Source organism: Collinsella sp. AM36-4AA (assembly GCF_003467795.1).
Classification (GTDB): Bacteria; Actinomycetota; Coriobacteriia; order Coriobacteriales; family Coriobacteriaceae; genus Collinsella.
On record NZ_QSHS01000001.1, the window covers coordinates 17480 to 35941 of the forward strand.

Annotated in this window: 12 protein-coding genes; 1 reads left to right on the plus strand and 11 read right to left on the minus strand. The window is 60.1% G+C overall.

All coding sequences use genetic code 11. The annotated features are described in order from the left end of the window. Positions 1-80: 80 nt before the first annotated feature. Both DW850_RS00085 and DW850_RS00090 read right to left on the minus strand, forming a co-directional pair. Positions 81-3164: a CAP domain-containing protein gene (locus DW850_RS00085; protein WP_117785890.1), complete on the minus strand. Its 3084-nt coding sequence runs from the start codon at positions 3162-3164 to the stop codon at positions 81-83. Between the two features lie 179 nt (positions 3165-3343). Next, entirely contained in the window at positions 3344-3538 is a 195-nt protein-coding gene (locus DW850_RS00090) for a hypothetical protein (protein ID WP_117785891.1), read from the minus strand. Between the two features lie 307 nt (positions 3539-3845). Between DW850_RS00090 and DW850_RS00095 the strand changes: the two genes are divergently transcribed. Next, positions 3846-4985 (plus strand): DUF389 domain-containing protein, encoded by a 1140-nt coding sequence (locus DW850_RS00095; protein WP_117785892.1) that lies wholly within the window; start codon positions 3846-3848, stop codon positions 4983-4985. Positions 4986-5113: 128 nt separating this feature from the next. Here the strand turns inward: DW850_RS00095 and DW850_RS00100 are convergent, their stop codons facing one another. From DW850_RS00100 to DW850_RS00140, 9 genes are all read right to left on the minus strand, one after another. Then, positions 5114-5563, minus strand: coding sequence for a hypothetical protein (locus tag DW850_RS00100; protein WP_117785893.1), 450 nt, complete (start codon positions 5561-5563; stop codon positions 5114-5116). Between the two features lie 481 nt (positions 5564-6044). Then, positions 6045-10826: a 2-hydroxyacyl-CoA dehydratase gene (locus tag DW850_RS00105; RefSeq protein WP_117785894.1), complete on the minus strand. Its 4782-nt coding sequence runs from the start codon at positions 10824-10826 to the stop codon at positions 6045-6047. Between the two features lie 11 nt (positions 10827-10837). Then, positions 10838-11548: a TetR/AcrR family transcriptional regulator gene (locus tag DW850_RS00110; protein WP_117785895.1), complete on the minus strand. Its 711-nt coding sequence runs from the start codon at positions 11546-11548 to the stop codon at positions 10838-10840. A gap of 846 nt (positions 11549-12394) precedes the next feature. Beyond that, positions 12395-13252: an HAD-IIB family hydrolase gene (locus DW850_RS00115; protein WP_117785896.1), complete on the minus strand. Its 858-nt coding sequence runs from the start codon at positions 13250-13252 to the stop codon at positions 12395-12397. A gap of 116 nt (positions 13253-13368) precedes the next feature. Continuing rightward, positions 13369-14631: an MFS transporter gene (locus DW850_RS00120; protein ID WP_117785897.1), complete on the minus strand. Its 1263-nt coding sequence runs from the start codon at positions 14629-14631 to the stop codon at positions 13369-13371. Positions 14632-14731: 100 nt separating this feature from the next. After that, on the minus strand, positions 14732-15394 hold the full coding sequence (locus DW850_RS00125) for a TetR/AcrR family transcriptional regulator (protein WP_158565196.1): 663 nt from the start codon (positions 15392-15394) through the stop codon (positions 14732-14734). A 74-nt stretch (positions 15395-15468) separates the two neighbouring features. After that, entirely contained in the window at positions 15469-15807 is a 339-nt protein-coding gene (locus DW850_RS00130; protein ID WP_099432138.1) for a P-II family nitrogen regulator, read from the minus strand. A 156-nt stretch (positions 15808-15963) separates the two neighbouring features. Beyond that, entirely contained in the window at positions 15964-17241 is a 1278-nt protein-coding gene (locus DW850_RS00135) for an ammonium transporter (RefSeq protein ID WP_117785899.1), read from the minus strand. A gap of 198 nt (positions 17242-17439) precedes the next feature. Continuing rightward, complete coding sequence (locus DW850_RS00140) at positions 17440-18459, minus strand: putative ABC transporter permease (protein WP_233540572.1); 1020 nt, start codon at positions 18457-18459, stop codon at positions 17440-17442. Between the last annotated feature and the right edge of the window lie 3 nt (positions 18460-18462).

Genomic DNA, 18462 nt, shown 5'->3' on the forward strand with positions numbered 1-18462 from the left:
GCGCGCCGGCCTTATTGGTTTAGCTATCGAAGCGTTCCTGCTATGAACCGAAGTTCGTTGCAGAATCTACGCTTGAAACGCTACATCTGCTTGCGACGACGATCAGCCAACGTCACGCCCGCGGCAACGAGCGTAATGCCACCGATGACGAACACCTCGCCCGCAAGTGCGGAGTCATCACCAGTCTGGGCGAGCGCGGCAGGCGCGGCCTGTTTCTTGGCAACGGGGACCTTTGCAGCAGCCTGCGCAACCTGAGGCTTGGCCTGCGGCTCAGCCTTGAGATGATACTTGTCGTACTCGGCCTGAGCGGCAGCCAAGGCATCCTTGGCATCGCCAAGCTCGGCAAGCGCGGCGGCATAGGCGTCGTTGGCATCGGACAGCTTGGCATCGGCATCGCTCAGAGCAGCCTTGAGACCAGCGGCGGCATCGACGGCAGCCTTATAGCGAGCGTAGGCAGCGTTCAGCTTAACCAGCTTCTCGTTGCCCGTCGTGCCCGCGGCAAGGGATGCCTTATGGTCGACAGCCTCAAGATCGGCCTTGAGTGCCTCATCGCTGGCAAGCTCGGCCTTGGCCTCGACGATCTCGAAGTTCGCATCGACGACGGCTTCGTTGGCGGCCTCGAGCTGCTTCTGGGCATCGGCGACACCGGCGACGGCAGCGTCATAGGCGGCCTTGGCGTCGTCGACCGCCTTCTGGGCACCGGCGAAGCGCTCGAAGGCCTTGTTTGCGGTGGCAAGCTCGTCCTCGGCGGCCTTGGCCTTCGCCTGCGCGTCGGACAGGATCTGCGTCTTGGCGGCAACTGCCTGCTTGGCGCCCGAAAGAGCGGTCGCGGCGTGCACATCTGCGGCCTGAGCCTTGTCAACGCCAGCCTGGGCAGTGTCGTCGGCCTTCTTGGCATCGTTAAGCGTGCCCTGCTTGTTCGCAAGATCCGTCTTGGCGGCATCGCACTTGGCGGCAAGGTCCTTGACCGAAGCAGTAGCGTTGTCATACGCCTCGTTGGCCTGATCGGACTTTACCTTGGCGGCGTCGCGGGCGCTGCGAGCCTTCGCCTTGTGAGCAGCGGCCTCGGCTGCCTTCGTCTTGCTGTCAGCAAGCGTGGCGTTTGCCTTATCGAGAGCTGCCTGGGCAGTAGCGGCCTCGCCCTTGGCGGCGTCGAGCTTGGTCTTGGGCGTCTTGACGTCGATACCCTTGAGTTTGGCTTCGGCGGCGTCGTATGCCGTCTTCGCGGCGGCGGTGCCGGACTTGGCCTTCTCGTACTCGCCCTTGGCGGTGTTCATGTTCACATCTGCTGCGGTGAAAGCGTCCTGGGCGGCATCCTGCCCGTTTACAGCTGCGAAGTAAGCTTCCCTAGTAGTTCCAAAGTTCTTCTGCGCCTCGGCGAGCTTGCCCTGAAGCTCCTTGAGCTGCGCCTTCTGCGCCTGCGTGCCGCCAGCGTTATAGGCAGAGTCGATGTAGTCGTTCACGAGCTTCTTGAACTCGGAGACAGTGAAATCAGCCTGAGTATCATCAGCGCTGTAATCGAATACGGTTACCTCGGAATCGGTGTTCTTACCGCTACCGGTCGCGATACCGATAGCCTTCGTGCCGGCATCGATGATGTTGAGATAGTGCCCGCACTCTTTGTAGATGCTGTAGTAGTGCTGGTAGATATAGCATGAATCATATCGATGGCTCCCAAGTGCGTCACCATACTGTTCGACGTACTTATCGAATGCCTTTTTCTCCTGGGTGTAGAGACCGGTATATGGCCAGCCAAGCGTATCCTCGGTCTCGCCGCCGGTATATGCGCCGCCTCCGCCAGCAAGATTTTCGCCGTTGTCGAAGTAACAGTTCGAGTGTCCCCAGATGTTCGATGAATATGATGTATTAAGAGCGGCTGCCGCAGTCATGCGGTGGCTGACGCTGAGCGCCGACTGACCGTTCGCCTTGCGGAGGTTGTTCTGGGTGTCGAGATATGTCAGGGCGTTGCGCATCTGCTCCAAGGAAAGCGGGTTGGTGTCGCGAGACATGTCCTGATCGACGTACTGGTCATACCATTCGGCCTTGTCAGCGGCACCGGTCAGCATCGATACGGCTTCCTGGGCGTTCTTTTTCTGCGTGGCTGTGAACTGGCTGCCGTCGCTAATATAGTTCATGAAGCCGAGTATACCTTGGCTGATGACTTCCTGGTCAACGGTCATGTTGGACTTGAGCTCAGCAATCTGCTGCTCAAGAGCCTCAGCCTGGACATTAGCAGCGTCATAAGCCTTTTCCGCGGCGTTCGAAGCAGCGCAGGCTGCCTCCCACTCGCTGCGCTTCTGCTTGCGAACTTCGACAAGCTTATCGTACTCCGCCTTCTTGTCGGCCTCGGTCTGCTGGGCCTGCTCGTATGCCGTCTTCGCGGCGTCACGCTTACTGGCCGCGTCCTTGTACTCCTTGTTTGCCGCATCGTATGCAGACTGGGCAGATGCCACAGCAGCGTTGGCGGCGTTGGCCTTCTCCTGCGCGGCAGCGACGGCAGCCTGGGCGGCCTGCAGATTTGTCTGTGCGGTGGCGTCGGCATCCGTCGCGGCATTGAGCTCCGCCTGCGCGGTCTTGAGCTCACCAGCAGCAGCTTTCTTGGCGGCCTCAAGCGCACTCAGGTCAACACCCGTACCCGAGACGGCAGCATCGAGCGCGGCCTGCGCCTGGTTGAACTTCTGCTGGGCGTTATCGCGCGCGGTGGTTGCGGCTGCGAGAGCAGCGGCAGTCTCCTGCTTCTTGGCCTGGGCAGTCGTCAAAGCCGCCTCGGTATTCTGCTTTTCCTGCTGGGCGCTGGCCTCGGCAGCCTTGGCCTGGTCCAGATTGGCCTGTGCAGTAGTAACGGCCTTATTGGCGTCATCGAGCTTTGCCTGCGCGTCCTCGACGGCCTTCTTGGCGGCCTCGTACTCGTCCATACCCATGGCCTCGAGCTTGGCCTGGGCATCATCGAGGGCCTTCTTGGCCTCATCCTGCTTTGCCTTGGCGTCCTTGAGCGCCTGGGTCTTATCCTCGACACTCTTGTTGGCCTGTTCGAGCCGATCGTTCAGGTCGCCCAGCTTCTTCTGCTGCTGCTCGGTCTTTTCGACGGCGGCTTTGAGCTCGTCAATCTTCTCCTGGAGCGCGGCGACTTCTGCTGCGTTCTGCTCGGCGGCGTTATCGGTCACGGCCTGCGAGGCCTGATTCTTTTGCTGCTGCGCCTGCTTTTGAGACTGGCCCGCCGCGTCGGCCTTCTTCTGGGCGGCATCGTAGGCGGCCTGAGCGTCCTTGAGCTGCTTTGCCGACTCCTCGGCCAGCTGGGCAGCCGTCTTTACGACCGCTTGGTTACCGGCGGCAACGGTATTCTCTACAGAACTACCCCCCCCCCCTGAACAGAATCGCCGTTACCGGTTGACGGTGCGGCGATTGCCGCCAGCGGCGACATGAGCGGCTGAGCGATGAGGCCCGCCGTCAAAACGGTTGCGACGGCGCGGTTGGCAACGCCCTTGACGTTGACGGCCTTAGCCCGAGGCTCAAAGTGTTGTGGACTGTAGTTTGCCATGGCTTTCTCCCTTTGACACGGATTTATCCATACGCTTCAAACTGTAGGAGCTGATTTTTGAATTCTGTTGCGCAACATTGGTCACCGGCGGATTTTTTGAAATTCGCGCTCTCGTGCTTCACAATTTCGTCACATATGTAGGAGCTGGCGCATCATATTCTTGCGGGATCGAATTGAGCCTGTGATTTGCATTTGCTCCCGCGTCATCCGCCCTATCGGATTCCGCATCCAACAGACACCCCGCCCGCCACGGTGTAGAGTTAGGACAACGGGCGCGTTGCGCGGCCCGTGCCAGAACGAGGTGAACATGGAACTCGACAAGCAACAGATCGAACGACTGCGTGAGCGTCATCATCGGCGTCACGGCATCCGCCCTGCTCATAGCGAAGCCATGGAAAACGTCACCCGCTTCCTCAAGCGCGCGTTCAACATTCGCGAGGGACGCGCACCCTATCACGTGATCCGCAAGCGTTTTGTAAACGGGGCGCGTCTGACTGGCACTCACCTGTGCATCCTCATCATCGCGATGTTAATCGCAAGTATTGGCCTCGATATCGATTCGGACATCGCCATCGTGGGCGCCATGCTCATCTGCCCGCTTATGGGATCGGTCCTTGCCATGGCATATGGCATCGCCACGCTCGACCGCGAGATCACCGTCGAGGCCATTGCCAGCCTCGCACTGCAGATGGTCTTTTGCCTGGTCACATCCACGTTGTACTTTAAGCTCTCGCCCCTTGGCACCACCACAGCCGCCATTATCGACAACTCGACGCCCACCGTGTGGGACCTTGCCGTCGCGCTCGCGGGCGGCTTTGCGGGTGGCCTGGGCAACTCGCGCGACCAGGAGCCCGCAACGCTCATCGCCGGCGTGGCCGTGGCGACCGCGCTCATGCCGCCCCTGTGCGCGGCGGGCTATGGCATCGCCATCGCAAGCGGGTCGCTGTTTCTCTCGGCGCTTTACGAGTTTGGCATCAACGTCGTCTTTATCGCGCTGGCGGCCGAAGCCGTACTACTTCTTTTGCGCGTGCCGCTCAAGCGCGACCTCAACGGCGACGGCATTGTGACCGCCGAAGAAGATGCCGAGGTCGATGAGCTGTCACACAAGGTGCGCCGCCGCATCATCGTGGGTACGGTGATCTTTGCCATCCCCTGCATCGTCATGACCGCGGGGTCCATTGGCTCGGCGCAGGTCGGCGTGCAGGACGGCTACGGCGTCACCGAGACCACATGCGAGCTTGCCGCGGTGCTGCCGGGCTTTAAGGATTACACCGTCGCCGTCGAGACCTCGGCCACCGAAGGGGACGAGGAAGGCATCGTCGAGCGCGAGATTGTCGCCCATGTGACGACAGGCGAGGCGCTTGGGGCACACGACCGCCGCGTTGCCCGCAAGCTCATCGACCTCAACGTGCCCGAGCTCGATCGCGTGGAGTTCGATGTGAAGTGATGCGGGATGTGAGATGGATGCGCGCACAGGCGCGAGTCGGAACGAAGCGCAGACGCGACGCAGGCCGCGAGCAAAAAAGCGGGGCGCGATTCATGTCCGTGCCCCGCTCGCTGTTTTATTGCCGTGAATCAACTGTCCGCATCGACATCGCCAGACTCCACCGTAAACGCCGGACCGGTACTCACCAGATAAAAACGGGTCACCCTGGTATCTCTAAATAGGTAGAGCAAGCCCTGATCGCGTCGGCGTGACAAGTACGCCACGTGGACCGTACCGAATTCTTCACCGTTTTCCTTCTTTAATATCAGGATGTTGGGGTCATCCGTACGCTTAAACTGCCCGTCTGTGCAGATTCCGTCTTGGTCGACCAGCTGCCATCGACAGTTGTCCTCCTCAAGAAAAGCCAGGGTTACCCGACTCGTTTTGTCATCCCGATAGTAACCATCAATGGCAAAGCCTTCGGAAGCGCATTCCTGCATATAGGACGTTTCTCGGCTTATAGCAAACAGCCCTGTAGCGCCCAGGAGCACAGCCAGGCAGACCACTGCAAGGGTTATCGAGACAAAACGGCGGCTCATGTTAGCCAGCCCGATACTTGTTTAACGGAGCACGAAACATACTTGGTACCTCCGATATCAGGGCAAACGTCACCTACGGCCTGCCGGCAATCATATGTTTCCAACATCAAACCATATGGTTACAACTCGTTGGAGATAGGTTCCATGAACGGACGATAATTTGCGGCGAACGGCTACATATGTTCATTATCTCAGGGTTCTGGAGGCAATTTTTGGTGCCACCGAGACGTTGTTTTCGGAAGTATGCGGCAAATTCCGGAGCCCTCGAGCACACCCCGGTTTTTCACCAATAAAACCGCAGGTACAAAGCTTGGGCATATCCAGTGTGCTCGGCCTATTCAAATTTTGCCGCATAATTCCGAAATCCGAGTCCGCTGAAGGCGCCTGCAACGCTATTTACGCAACATATGTGCAATAAAAACGGGTGGCAGCCGGTACGGCTACCACCCGTTTGTCTCATATCCAGCACAAAGCAGGCCAGTTACTTCTTAATACCGCGTCCCAGGCGCTCAGCGACCGATGCCACGGCCTCCTCGCTGGCCGGTCCGCAGCTCACGCAGCCATCGTGGGCGCGCATCTGGCCGGTGACCTCGTCCATCGCGAGCGGCGCCACCTTCTCGAGCTTAAAGCCCTTACCGGCGCGCATGTTCTCCTTGGCCACGCTGATCATGAGCTTAATGCGGTTGAGCTGGTTGACCTCGGACGCGCCGGGGTCGTAGTCCACCGCGACGATGTTGCTCTCGGGATGCTGGCGGCGCAGCTCCTTAATCACGGCCTTGCCCACCACGTGATTGGGCAGGCACGCGAAGGGCTGCGTGCAGATGATATTGGGTGCGCCATGATCGATCAGGTCGAGCATCTCGGCCGTGAGCAGCCAGCCCTCGCCCATGTTGTTGCACACCGAAAGCACCGTGCGGGCCTTGTCGGCCATGGTGCCGATGCGCTCGGGCGCCTCAAAGCGGCGGGACTTCTCGAGCAGCTCTTCCACCGGCGTACGCATCCAGTCCACGAGCTTAATAAGCGCTTGCATGCCCGCACGCGTCGTGGCAGAGCTGCCCAACTCGTCCTTCTGCAGCTCGGCGTTGCTCATGGAGTACAGGAAGAAGTCGAGCAGGCCCGGCACCACAGCCTCGCAGCCCTCGCGCTCGATAACGTCGACCACGTGGTTGTTGGCTGTAGGGTGGAACTTGACCAGGATCTCGCCGACCACGCCCACGCGCGGCTTGGTGCCCTCGCCCACAAGCGGCATGGTGTCGAACGCGCGGATGGCCTCGCGGCACAGCTTGGTGTAGTTGTGACGGTTGAACTTGGGCGCCAGCTTGCGGGCTCGTGCCATGTACTCCTCGTAGAGCGCGTTGGCGGCACCGGGCGTTGCCTCGTACGGGCGGCAACGATAGAGCATCTGCATCATCACGTCGCCAAAGAGCACCGCGTAGACTGCCTGTTTAAGCAGCGCCGGCGTGATCTTAAAGCCGGGGTTGTCCTCGCCGAGCGCCACGGCCGAAAGCGAGATTACTGGGATCTCGGGGTGGCCGCTCTCGCGCAGGGCCTTACGGATGAGCGCGATGTAGTTGGTGGCACGGCAGCCGCCGCCGGTCTGGCTGATGACCACGGCCGTCTTGGACAGGTCGTACCGACCGCTCTCGATGGCCTCCATAATCTGGCCCGTCACCAGAATCGACGGATAGCAGATGTCGTTATTCACGTAGCGCAGGCCGGCCTCGACGGCATCGTGATCGGTCGAGGGCAGCAGCTCCAAGTTGTAGCCGGCACCGCGGAACACCTCTTTGACCAGGTCAAAGTGAATCGGCGCCATCTGCGGGCACAGAATGGTGTAGCCCTCCTCGCGCATCTGCTCGGTAAAGGGCACCTTGGGCCACGCGGTCGAAGCACTCTCGCGCTGAGCCTCAAACGTGTATTTGCGACTCGCGAACGCGGGGGCATCCGTGGAGGGCGTCACCGGCGCGGCATCGCCCTGCTCGTAGGCCTCGCCCGCGGCCGTGGCCTCGGCCAAGCGCTCGGCCTCCTGGTCCTTGAGCGCCGCCATGAGCGAGCGGATGCGGATGCGCGCGGCGCCCAGGTTGGACACCTCATCGATCTTGAGCACGGTGTAGATCTTGCCGCTGGCCTCAAGGATTTCCTGCACCTGGTCGGTGGTCAGGGCGTCCAAGCCGCAGCCGAAGGAGTTGAGCTGAATCAGGTCCAAATCGTTGCGCATGGTCACAAAACGGGCGACGGCGTACAGGCGGCTGTGGTACATCCACTGGTCGACAACGCGAATCGGACGCTCGGGCTTTACCAGATGCGCGAGCGAATCCTCGGTAAAGACCGCAAAGCCAAAGCTCGAGATAAGCTCGGGCAGGGCATGGTTGATCTCGGGGTCGTTATGGTAGGGACGGCCGGCGAGCACGATGCCGTGACCGCCGTGGTCCTCGACCCACTTAAGGGCCTCCTCGCCCATGGTCTGGATGTCCTCGTGGAAACGTGCATCGGCCTCAAAGGCAGCGTTGACGGCGGCATCGACCTCGGAGCGCGTGATCTTGGGTCCACGCACGCGACCGCGACCGGCTTGCGCATCGGCCACACGGTCGACGGCGAGCACCTGGTACAGACGGCGCTTGAGCTCGGTCTTGTCGTGATAGGGCACAAACGGGTACAGGAACTCGATGTTCTGCTCGCGGATCTCGTCGATGTTGAGTGCCAACGCCGTGGGGTAGCTCATGACGATGGGGCAGTTGTAACAGTTGCCGGCGGTCGGGTCCTCCTTGCGCTCCCAACGCACGCACGGCATCCAGATGAAGTCGACATCGCGGTCGATAAGGTTCATCACGTGGCCGTGGCTCATCTTGGCCGGATAGCACACGCTCTCGGACGGCATGGACTCGATGCCCGCCTGGTAGGTCTTTTTGCTCGACTGGTCGGACAGCTGTACGCTAAAGCCCAGGCGCGTAAAGAACGCATGCCAGAAGGGGTAGTTCTCGTACATGTTGAGCGCGCGCGGGATGCCGACGGTACCACGCGGGGCCTCGTCGGGGCTCAGTACCTCGCGGTCAAAGAGCAGCTCGTTTTTCTTTTTGAAGAGGTTGGGGGCCTCGGTCTTTTGCTTTTTGTGGCCGGCGCCCTTCTCGCAGCGGTTGCCGGTAATGAAGCGCCTACCGCCGCCAAAGTCGTTGACGGTAAGCTGGCAGTTGTTGGAGCAGCGACCGCAGCGGACATGCTTTTGCGTCACGGTGAGGTGCGCGATGTCCTCGGCAGAAAGAATGGTCGAGGTGCCGTCGGCGTCGGCGCGATCGCGGGCGAGCAAGGCCGCACCGTAGGCGCCCATGCAGCCGGCGATGTCGGGACGCACGGCATGAACGCCGGTGAGCTGCTCAAACGCGCGCAGCGTGGCGTCGGACATAAAGGTGCCGCCCTGGACGATCACTTGGCTGCCAATCTCCTTGGGGTCGCGCAGCTTAATGACCTTGAACAGGGCGTTCTTGATGACGGAATAGGACAGGCCGGCCGCAATGTCGCCCACCGTGGCGCCTTCCTTTTGCGCCTGCTTGACGCGCGAGTTCATAAAGACCGTACAGCGGCTGCCCAGGTCGACCGGGGCCTTGGCATGGATGGCGGCGTTGGCGAACGCGCGCACGTCCATGTTCATAGAGACGGCGAAGCTCTCGATAAAGCTACCGCAACCCGACGAACAGGCCTCGTTGAGCATGATGTGCTCGATCACGCCGTCCTTGACGCGCAGGCACTTCATGTCCTGGCCGCCGATGTCCAGGATAAACTCGACACCGGGCAGGAATGCCTTGGCGCCGCGCAGGTGCGCGACGGTTTCGATCTCGCCGGAGTCGGCCTTGAGGGCCTCGATGAGCAGTGCCTCGCCGTAGCCCGTGGTGGTCACGTGGCCGATGGTGCAGCCCGCGGGAATGTGGTTGTAGAAATCGGCCATGATGACCTTGGCCGTGCCCAGGATGTCGCCGTTGTTGTTGCCGTACCAGGTGTGCAGCAACTGACCGTCCTCGCCCACGAGCGCGGCCTTCATGGTGGTGGAGCCGGCGTCGATGCCGATGAACACGCGGCCGGTGTAGCCGTCGAGCTTGCCCTTGGGGACGACTTCCTTGTCGTGGCGGTTCTTGAACTCAGCAAAGTCCTCGTCGGTGGCAAAGAGCGGATCCAGGCGCTCGACCTCGGCACCCTGTGTGTCACCTAGACTATCGATGGCATCGATGAGCTGCGGGAACGTGCTGAGCTTGTTGGACTCGTGCGCCATGGCGGCGCCGCTCGCCACAAACAGGTGAGCGTTTTGGGGCACGATACGGTGCTCCTCGTCCAGGTTGAGCGTGAGGTAGAAGCGGTGGCGCAGCTCGGAGAGATACTGCAGCGGGCCGCCCAGGAAGGCGACGTTGCCGCGAATGGGACGGCCGCACGCCAGGCCCGAGATGGTCTGGGTCACAACGGCCTGGAAGATGGAGGCGGCCACGTCTTCGGGGCGGGCGCCCTCGTTGAGGAGCGGCTGCACATCGGTCTTGGCAAAGACGCCGCAACGGCTGGCGATGGGATAGATGGTGGTGGCGTTGGCCGCGAGCTCGTTGAGGCCGCTCGCGTCGGTGTGCAGCAGAGTGGCCATCTGATCGATGAACGCGCCCGTGCCGCCGGCGCAGGTGCCGTTCATGCGCTGCTCGATGCCGTTGTCAAAGTAGATGATCTTGGCGTCCTCACCGCCCAGCTCGATGGCGACATCGGTGGCCGGGATAAGGGTCTCGACGGCGCGTTTGCTGGCGATGACCTCCTGGACAAACTCCAAGTCGAGCCACTGGGACAGCAGCAGACCGCCCGAGCCGGTGATGGCGCAGGTCATCTGGGCCGTCGGCAGCACAGTCGCGGCGCCCTCGAACAGATCGCGGGCGCAGGCACGGACGTCGGTGTGGTGGCGCTGGTACTTGGCGTAGACGATCTGGTTGTCGTCGTTGAGCACGGCAAGCTTGACGGTGGTGGAGCCTACGTCGATGCCCAGGTGCAGGTTGCCACGGGCGGCCTCGGGGTTGAAGATCGCGCCTTCGGGGGCCTGGGCGGCGGCTACGGGCTCAGCGGCGGCTACGGGCTCGCTAGCGACGGACGTCTCCCCTGCCGCGTTCTTGGCCTCGGCAACAGCCTCGACAACTTTCTCGGCAGCAGCGGTCGCGGCCTTCTGCGCGGCGTCCGCCACGGCGGGCGCGGCCTCGCGCGCGGCAGCAACTATACGGTCCTTAATGCCCTCGACGAGTTTGCTCATTGTCTCTCCTCTTAGTTGTTGGACTCGACGGTTGCGGCGGTGTCGGCCGCGTCCTCGAGCTGCAAGTTCAATAGCTTCATGCCGTATTCCGGCACGTTGATATCGATGGGTTGGCCATACAGGTCGCCGGGGCGCACAAAAGCGAGCACCGTCATAATGCGCGCCATGGCCTCGGGCGATTCGGTGAGCCCACGCTCAAACCAGCGCTGAATCAGGCCGACCTCGGCACTCACAACGTAGGTGACGTAGTAGTCAAAGAACGTGCCCAGCGCCAGGCCCAAAATGCCCGTCTGCGCACGCGGCACCACAGCCTCACGCGCGGTGTCGATGATCCTTTTAATGAAGGCCTGGTCGCCGCCCGGACCCAGCAGCGCACCGATTAAGTCGCGGTTGGCCGCAAGATAACGCAGCAGCTCAACCGAACCGGGCGCCGGCTCGAGCTCATCGATATTGTGATAGAGATCAGGCAGCTGAGCTGCGGTGATGAGCTCAATGCGCTCACGGATCTCGGCCAGCAAGCCGTCCTCGATTTGATTGATAAAGTCGGGGATATCGCGGTAGTGCGAATAGAACGTGCGGCGCGTAAGGCCGGCGCGCTCGGTGAGCGACGCGACATTAATGCGCGAAAGGTCGCCGCTTTCGGCAAGCTCGCTGGCAAGTGCCTGGCGAAGGGCACGCTGCGAGCGAAGGGACCGGCGATCGCATTTCTCGAGCTGGGACAAGCGTCCTCCTTGTTACTCAGCCTGTGCGCTATTGCACAGTGCGAGTATTATTGCACACCGTGTGTATCAACACGTAAAGGCAATATTTTGGATGTGACGAGAGGGCAGTCCCTTTGTCACAACCCGCCTGGCTTTTGGAGCGGCATTACCGATTGTCCAAAATGTCATTCATGGGTAGAATAGTGTCGACGGCAGCCCAAGTTGTAGCTGGCTGGGCAGCGCCGTTGCTTGTTTTAGGGGGTCAACGCCTTAGCGGCGGCGACCCCCTCTGTTACGCTTCGAGCGTTGCTTGAGTGCCTCGGAAAGTCCGATAAGCGTCGTAAGAAGCGAGACCAATGCGGTCAGGAGCCTCACGAAATCAATCAAATCGGTCATGGGCATCGCCTCCCATCAAATGGAGGGCGCTGCCCGGCACATGGAACTACCGTCAACGATACCGATTCTATCAAAGCACAGTTAGATATGCGAATGTTTGTTCGCATATCAGAAGATCGGAGCTCGGGTATGGCGAAGGAGCAGTTCCTTTGCCATACCCGAGCTTGTCGCCGAACTGCCAGCTACATTTTTCGAGTTATTCGGCCACGCTACTGGTTTTGTATAAATGCACCGCCGGGATTATCTGAGAGTTTATGTCCTTACTTGAGCGTATACATGCCCATTTGCGCACTTACGTCACCGAATCAAACACCATTAGAGGCATGAATGTTCCCGAGAGGGCATCTTTAGCCATTTAACGACCTCCGACAGGCCGAATAACTCGAAATTTGTTGGTGGCGAAAGCGTAACAGTCCTATACGCCAAAAGCCGGTATCTCCCATGTGACAAAGGAACAGTCCCTTTGTCACATTATTCGATGACGGTGCGGGAGTTTTGCTTGCGCATGGTGGCGAGCATGTGTTTGGGGACGGCGTGGGCCATGCAGCTGCCGATGGTCGCGCTCGCGGCGGCCTTAGCTGCATCGCTTGCGTTTTTGGTCGCGTAGCTGTGGCGGAAGCGTTTGAGCATGGCGATGTCGTTGCCACCGTCGCCATAAACCGCAACCTCGTCCTCGGCAATGCCGTAGTAGCCCGCCAGCCAGGCCACACTCTCGCCCTTGTTGCATGCCACGTCCGTGATCTCGAACATCACCGGATCGAACGGCGCGTTGACCACGCGGTCCGAACGCTCGGCAAGATACGCCTTAAGGTCGCGCTCCAGCTCGGACGAGGTCACGCGACAATTGATCTTGCATACATCGTGGCGCAGGATGTCACCGATCGACTGGTCGAAGTACTGCTCCTCGTGATACCCGCCGCGCGCACGCATGCCGCGCATCACAATACGCTTGATGGGGCTGTCCTTTTTAAAGCCCGCCTGATGCATCTCGAACGAACCGCTCGAGTACATGCCATCGGGCGTGGAACAATCAAAGCAAATGTCCGGGAACGCCTTGAGCAGTTCCTCAGTGACCTGCGGATCGATGGTCCAAGTCTTGAGCACCTCGCCATGGCTGTCGCGCACGATGGATCCATTGGAGCAGCAGGCGTCAAGCGTCAGGCCCGTAAAGCCATGCTCGCCGATCGGCAACGTCGAGCGTCCAGTCGCGGGAACCACGTGGAGTCCGGCCTCGGTCAGCTCGCGAATGGCACGGCGGATGGTCCCATCTGCCTCGTGCAGGGCGTTAAGCAGCGTACCGTCTAAGTCACTCGCAAACATCTTGATCATGGGCGTGCCTCTCCTTCGTCTGCACGTTATTTTAGACGAAAGAGAGGCATGCCCATGCAAGGGTGTTCCAACGCGCCAGGACATTCGCTTCCGCAAAGCAACGGTGCCCCAGCGCGTTAAGACAATCGCCGCAAGCGATTTTTCAGACGATAAAACAGCGCCGTCGTCAACGTCAGCACCGCCAACATGGCTGCGAATACAATCGCCGGTGTCCATCGATCATATGCAACCCCGTACGTCAATTGGCCGATAGGTGTTGCGCAGGAAAGGACCATGTAAACGACCGAAAGCACTTTTCCGCAGAGCTCAGTCGGCGCTACCCGCTGAACAAACGCGATGATTTCAACCGACGTAATGCTCGCCCACACCATGACCCATGCCGAACCAACCGCAAACACGGTGAACACGCATACATCTACGCCGAACAGCAGCGTAACAATAATCGGCGCGACTCCAAAACAGATCATCGCAACATATCGACATATGCCATTGAAAGAAAAGCGATGCGGCCAAATGCCGACCAAGCCACTGCCGGTAAGACCACCCAGGCCCAGAGCAACCTCAACTATCCCAACGCAGGACGATTGCATGCCGAGATGCTTTGTAACAATAATGGGAGCGCCAATCGTTAGCCCAACCAACGCAAGGTTCAAAACTGCCGCAAGCAAAATCACAGCGACCAATGATGCATTTTGCAACAGATACCGAATCGACTCCCGAAAATCGTTTCGGCATCTCGTACGAGTCGCGCCGTCTCCCATCGTTTCAGATGAGGCATTTTGCTTGAGTACGCCACCAAACAACAGAGCTGAAATCGCAAACGTTACCGACGCGATTGTGCAAAGAGCATCGATGCCAAAGCACCCATAGACTGCCGTCCCGACCACAGGACCCAAGATATTGCTCACCATGGTCACCTGCGAAACCAATGCAGTGGCCCGCTCAACCTTCTTTTCACCCGCCATGCGCACCGTCTCAATTTGGAGCATTGGCTTTAGCAGCGATTGAACACCATATTGAACACAAAGTATCGCTACTACGACGACCGCAAGAGGCAACGAGCGCTTCATGGGGATAGACAGCAGTGATGCAGTCATCAGAGCAATGCCGAGGGACACGAGGACCTCGCGGTGTCTTCCCCGATCCGCTAAGATCCCACCAGCCGGAGTTGCGAGTACGCCGGGTATGAACGCCGTCGCCACGACGGCGCCATATAACGTTGACGATCCACTGCAATCGAACAAGTAAAGTGGATACGCAAAGCACAGCGCCGACAGCATCGAATACGTGCACAGCTGCGCAACCAGAAGTTCCGCGAGCCTGATTGACCGCACTGTTTTTGATTTCAACGAGACACCGACGTCTCTCAGCCCAGCCATAAGCCCACCCCCTATACATACCACTAGTATGTATTTAATGACTTGAAAAGGGCAGCCGTGGCTACCCTCACAAATCAATTACATACCGTTGGTATCTATATTACCACCCGGCGCGGTCCCATACGTCCCAAATCTGCGCCGTTGTCTGAAGCACTTCTTCCCCCAAATCGAGTCCCACCGCGGCAGCCATCTGCGCCAAACATTGAGCGCGAGCGAGCATTCGATCCTTGGACTCAAGCGGACGGAACAATGGCAGCAGCCAAAGATTCGCCAACAACGATACGGCCTCCGCCGCTTCACGCGGACATTCGCACGCAATGGATCCGTCGGCGATGCCCTCCTCGATCACCGGCAAGAGATAGCCATCGGCAGACTCGTTAAACGAGCCCTGGTACTGCATCGCCAGAAGACGCGAGCTTTTTACCGGATCTGCTGCAGGACGCATACGTGCCCATAGCTCAATTTGCGGAACAACGGACTCGGGAGCGTAAAGCCTTTTTAGCTTTTGGGCGCCGGTCATATTACCGACGCCAAGCATCGAGCGGCGGTGCTCAACAATCGGAGTCATCGCCCGATCAAACGCGGCGTTGAAAATCTCTTCTTTGCTCTTGAAGTGATGATAGACAGCGCCCTTGGTCATGCCATCGAGACGGTCAACGATATCTTGAATGCTCGTCCCCTCATAACCCTGTGCGCAGAATAGCTCCAGTGCCGCGTCGAGAATCTTCGCGACCGTCTCCTCGGGATATTTATTGCGACCCATAATCCGCCCATCCGCAACGCAAGTCTTGTGCCTCATTGCAGCATTTTAACGTTGCGGATGGCAGACGGTCGATTCTACACCGCGGCCGGGCCGTGTTCGCCGGTGCGAATGCGGATGACTTCTTCGACCGGCTCGACCCAAATCTTGCCGTCGCCGACGGCACCGGTGCGAGCGGCGTTGCAGATAATGTCAACGATACCGTCGACATGCTCGTCGGCGCAGATGAGGGTGAACTGCACCTTGGGGATCGTGTTGACGAGCAGCTCGTTGCCGCGCACGTATTCCTTCCAGCCATGCTGTGCGCCGCAGCCCTGCACCTGGTTGATAGTCATGCCGCGAACATCAGCAGCAAACAGCGCATCTTTAAGAACCTCAAGCTTCTCCTGGCGCACGATAGCCGTAATTTTCTTCATAGTGAATTCCTCTCTTCAATAAAAGAAATTGATTTACCTTCACATGGCACGGGTTTTCCAGGTGCCCGAGATTGCCCCGAAAGAGGAGCGCCGCGTACTTCGGTACGCAAGCGACGGTTTGAGGGGCAAGGTCGGGTGCCTGGGAAACCCGTGCCGCTAATCGAGTCCCGAGAAGGAAGGGTATGCGCTCTCGCCGTGCTGACTCGCATCCAGGCCCAGCGCCTCGTCTGCCTCGTCCACGCGCAGGCTGCCGTGGAACAGCGCCTTGACCACCGCGGCGATCACCAAGTCGAGCACCAGTACAATAGCGACCGTCACCACAATGCCCAAAATTTGCGAGATGAGCAGCGACACGTCGCCCGTGTAGAACAGGCCGCCCTTGCCGGTCCACGAGAGCTCCGGCACGCAGAACAGGCCCGTGAGCACGCCGCCCAAGATACCGCCGATACCGTGGCAACCGAACGCGTCGAGCGCATCGTCGTAGCCAAACTTGGTCTTGAGATGACTGATAGCCAAGTAGCAGACGGGCGAGACGATCAGGCCCATGACCAGCGCCGCCCACGGCTCGACAAAGCCCGCGCCCGGCGTGACCACCACAAGGCCTGCAACCAGACCGGTGCTGGCACCCACCAGCGTGGGGCGACCGGTGTGCACGCGCTCAACGACAAGCCACGAAACCATGCCCGCCGCGCTGGCCGTCACGGTGTTAAGGATGGCGAGTGCCGCCACGGCGTCGGCCTTAAACTCGCTGCCGCCGTTAAAGCCAAACCAGCCAAACCAAAGCAGGCCGGCGCCCAGCGCCACAAGCGGTACGTTATGCGGACGATAGCTCACCATGCCAAAACCGCGACGACGGCCGAGCATTAAGCAGAGGACCAGGCCGGTAAGACCGGACGAAATGTGCACCACATCGCCGCCGGCAAAGTCGAGCGCACCGATGATGTCACCGATAAAGGAGCCCTCGCCGCCCCAGACCATGTGGGCGAGCGGCGCATAGACCCCGAGCAGCCATATGCCCAGGAAGGCCGTCATGGCACCAAACTTAACGCGGCCGGCCAAGCTGCCTGTGACGATAGCGGCCGTGATCATGGCAAATGCCATCTGGAAGGCGATGTTGATGATCTGAGGGTAGACGGCACCGTCCGCGGCATTGCCCTCGGCCGCCTGCAGCACTTGGTTGAGCACCGGCAGGCACAGCAGCTGGTCAAGGCCTCCAATAAACGGGCTCGAGCCGTCGCCGCCGTAGGCCAGCGACCAGCCGACGACAATCCACAGCACACCAACCAGGCCAATGGCGCCAAAGCACATAAGCATGGTGTTGATAACATTTTTGCGCCTGGACAGGCCGCCATAGAAAAACGCCAGACCCGGTGTCATTAAAAACACGAGCATGGTGCAGATGAGCATAAACGTTGTCGATCCCGTATCGTACATTCTCTCCCCCTTGGTCGCATGAACGTTGTCGGCGCTCATGATGCGGCCGAGGGGCAACTGGTGTAGACCAGATACGGCGTTGTTAAACGCTGCGCTGTCGAATGGAAACGGTGCCGTAATCTTGGAAACGGCGCGGCAACGGACGCGAAACCAACGGGAAATACGCGAGCAAGGAAGCCGTGAGCGCGTCCGTCCCGGCTAGCGCCGGAACAGCTCGCGGGCTCGGTCGCGGAGGTCGGTAGCTCGGATGACGCCCTCGTAGCGATTGATGCGCAGGCGCGGGAAGGCGTTGAAGAAGCGTAGGTCGCGGCGGCTGAGCGACACGCTCGGCACCGGACGGCTCATGCGCTTGCCGGCAAGGCGACGACTGAGCGACGGACGCGGCATGCTCGGCGCGGCATCGGCCACGCGGCGGGCAGCGAGCGCCAGGCCGCGAGCACCATCCGAGATAAACGTCGGCATCGAAGCCTTCTCGCGCAGGGCATCGAGCGCGGCGTCACCCAGCTCGGCCAGCCACGCGTTAACGGCACGGCTACGGATGTGCGTCTGTGTCACCGAGTCAATCGTCGATTCAGGAATGCGCTCGAGCATTGAGTCCGAGGCATCGGCAAGCGACTCGTTGATGCGGTCGGCAAGGTCGGCCCGGACGCACTCCAGCTGGTCGGACAGGCGACGCCAGCTGGCCAAAGAACACACTGCGTCGCCCATCATCGCGACAGCGACGATAAAGGCGGACAGCCGCACAATCAGCACCGGCAGATGGGCAAGCAGCCCCAGCAATGCCGGCTCCACTAAACGGCAAATGCACAGCGCACCCAAGCCAAACGCGCAGGCCCAGTACAAACAGATGCGTCCGTGCAGGTTAAACGGCAGATGCGAGTAATCCCAAAAGCGCGCGCCTGTTGTTTTTTCCAACAGCACACCAACACTGTATTCGATCACGCTGCATACAAGCGCCGCGGCGACAAACTGGCTCGAGGCATCCGGAATCCCGCGCAGCAAAAGCCAGCACGCGATGCCGCCCGCACCGTAGATGGGACAACACGGCCCTAGCAAAAAGCCGCTGTTGGCAAAGCGTCCGTGGTTGAGCATGGCGCAGACTGTCGACTCCCATACCCAGCCGCAAAAACCGTAGAAGGCAAACGAGAGTACCAGCGCCGAGAGCGGACAGGCGGCAAGCGTCGCGCCGTCAAATGCCATGTCGATCGCGGTTCCCACCGT

Bases quoted from the DNA above. Each gene is read 5' to 3' on its own strand.
- DW850_RS00095 (WP_117785892.1), top strand. From the start codon at position 3,846: ATGGAACTCGACAAGCAACAGATCGAACGACTGCGTGAGCGTCATCAT.
- DW850_RS00130 (WP_099432138.1), bottom strand. From the start codon at position 15,807: ATGAAGAAAATTACGGCTATCGTGCGCCAGGAGAAGCTTGAGGTTCTT.
- DW850_RS00090 (WP_117785891.1), bottom strand. From the start codon at position 3,538: ATGGCAAACTACAGTCCACAACACTTTGAGCCTCGGGCTAAGGCCGTC.
- DW850_RS00125 (WP_158565196.1), bottom strand. From the start codon at position 15,394: ATGGGTCGCAATAAATATCCCGAGGAGACGGTCGCGAAGATTCTCGAC.
- DW850_RS00135 (WP_117785899.1), bottom strand. From the start codon at position 17,241: ATGTACGATACGGGATCGACAACGTTTATGCTCATCTGCACCATGCTC.
- DW850_RS00105 (WP_117785894.1), bottom strand. From the start codon at position 10,826: ATGAGCAAACTCGTCGAGGGCATTAAGGACCGTATAGTTGCTGCCGCG.
- DW850_RS00115 (WP_117785896.1), bottom strand. From the start codon at position 13,252: ATGATCAAGATGTTTGCGAGTGACTTAGACGGTACGCTGCTTAACGCC.
- DW850_RS00100 (WP_117785893.1), bottom strand. From the start codon at position 5,563: ATGAGCCGCCGTTTTGTCTCGATAACCCTTGCAGTGGTCTGCCTGGCT.
- DW850_RS00120 (WP_117785897.1), bottom strand. From the start codon at position 14,631: ATGGCTGGGCTGAGAGACGTCGGTGTCTCGTTGAAATCAAAAACAGTG.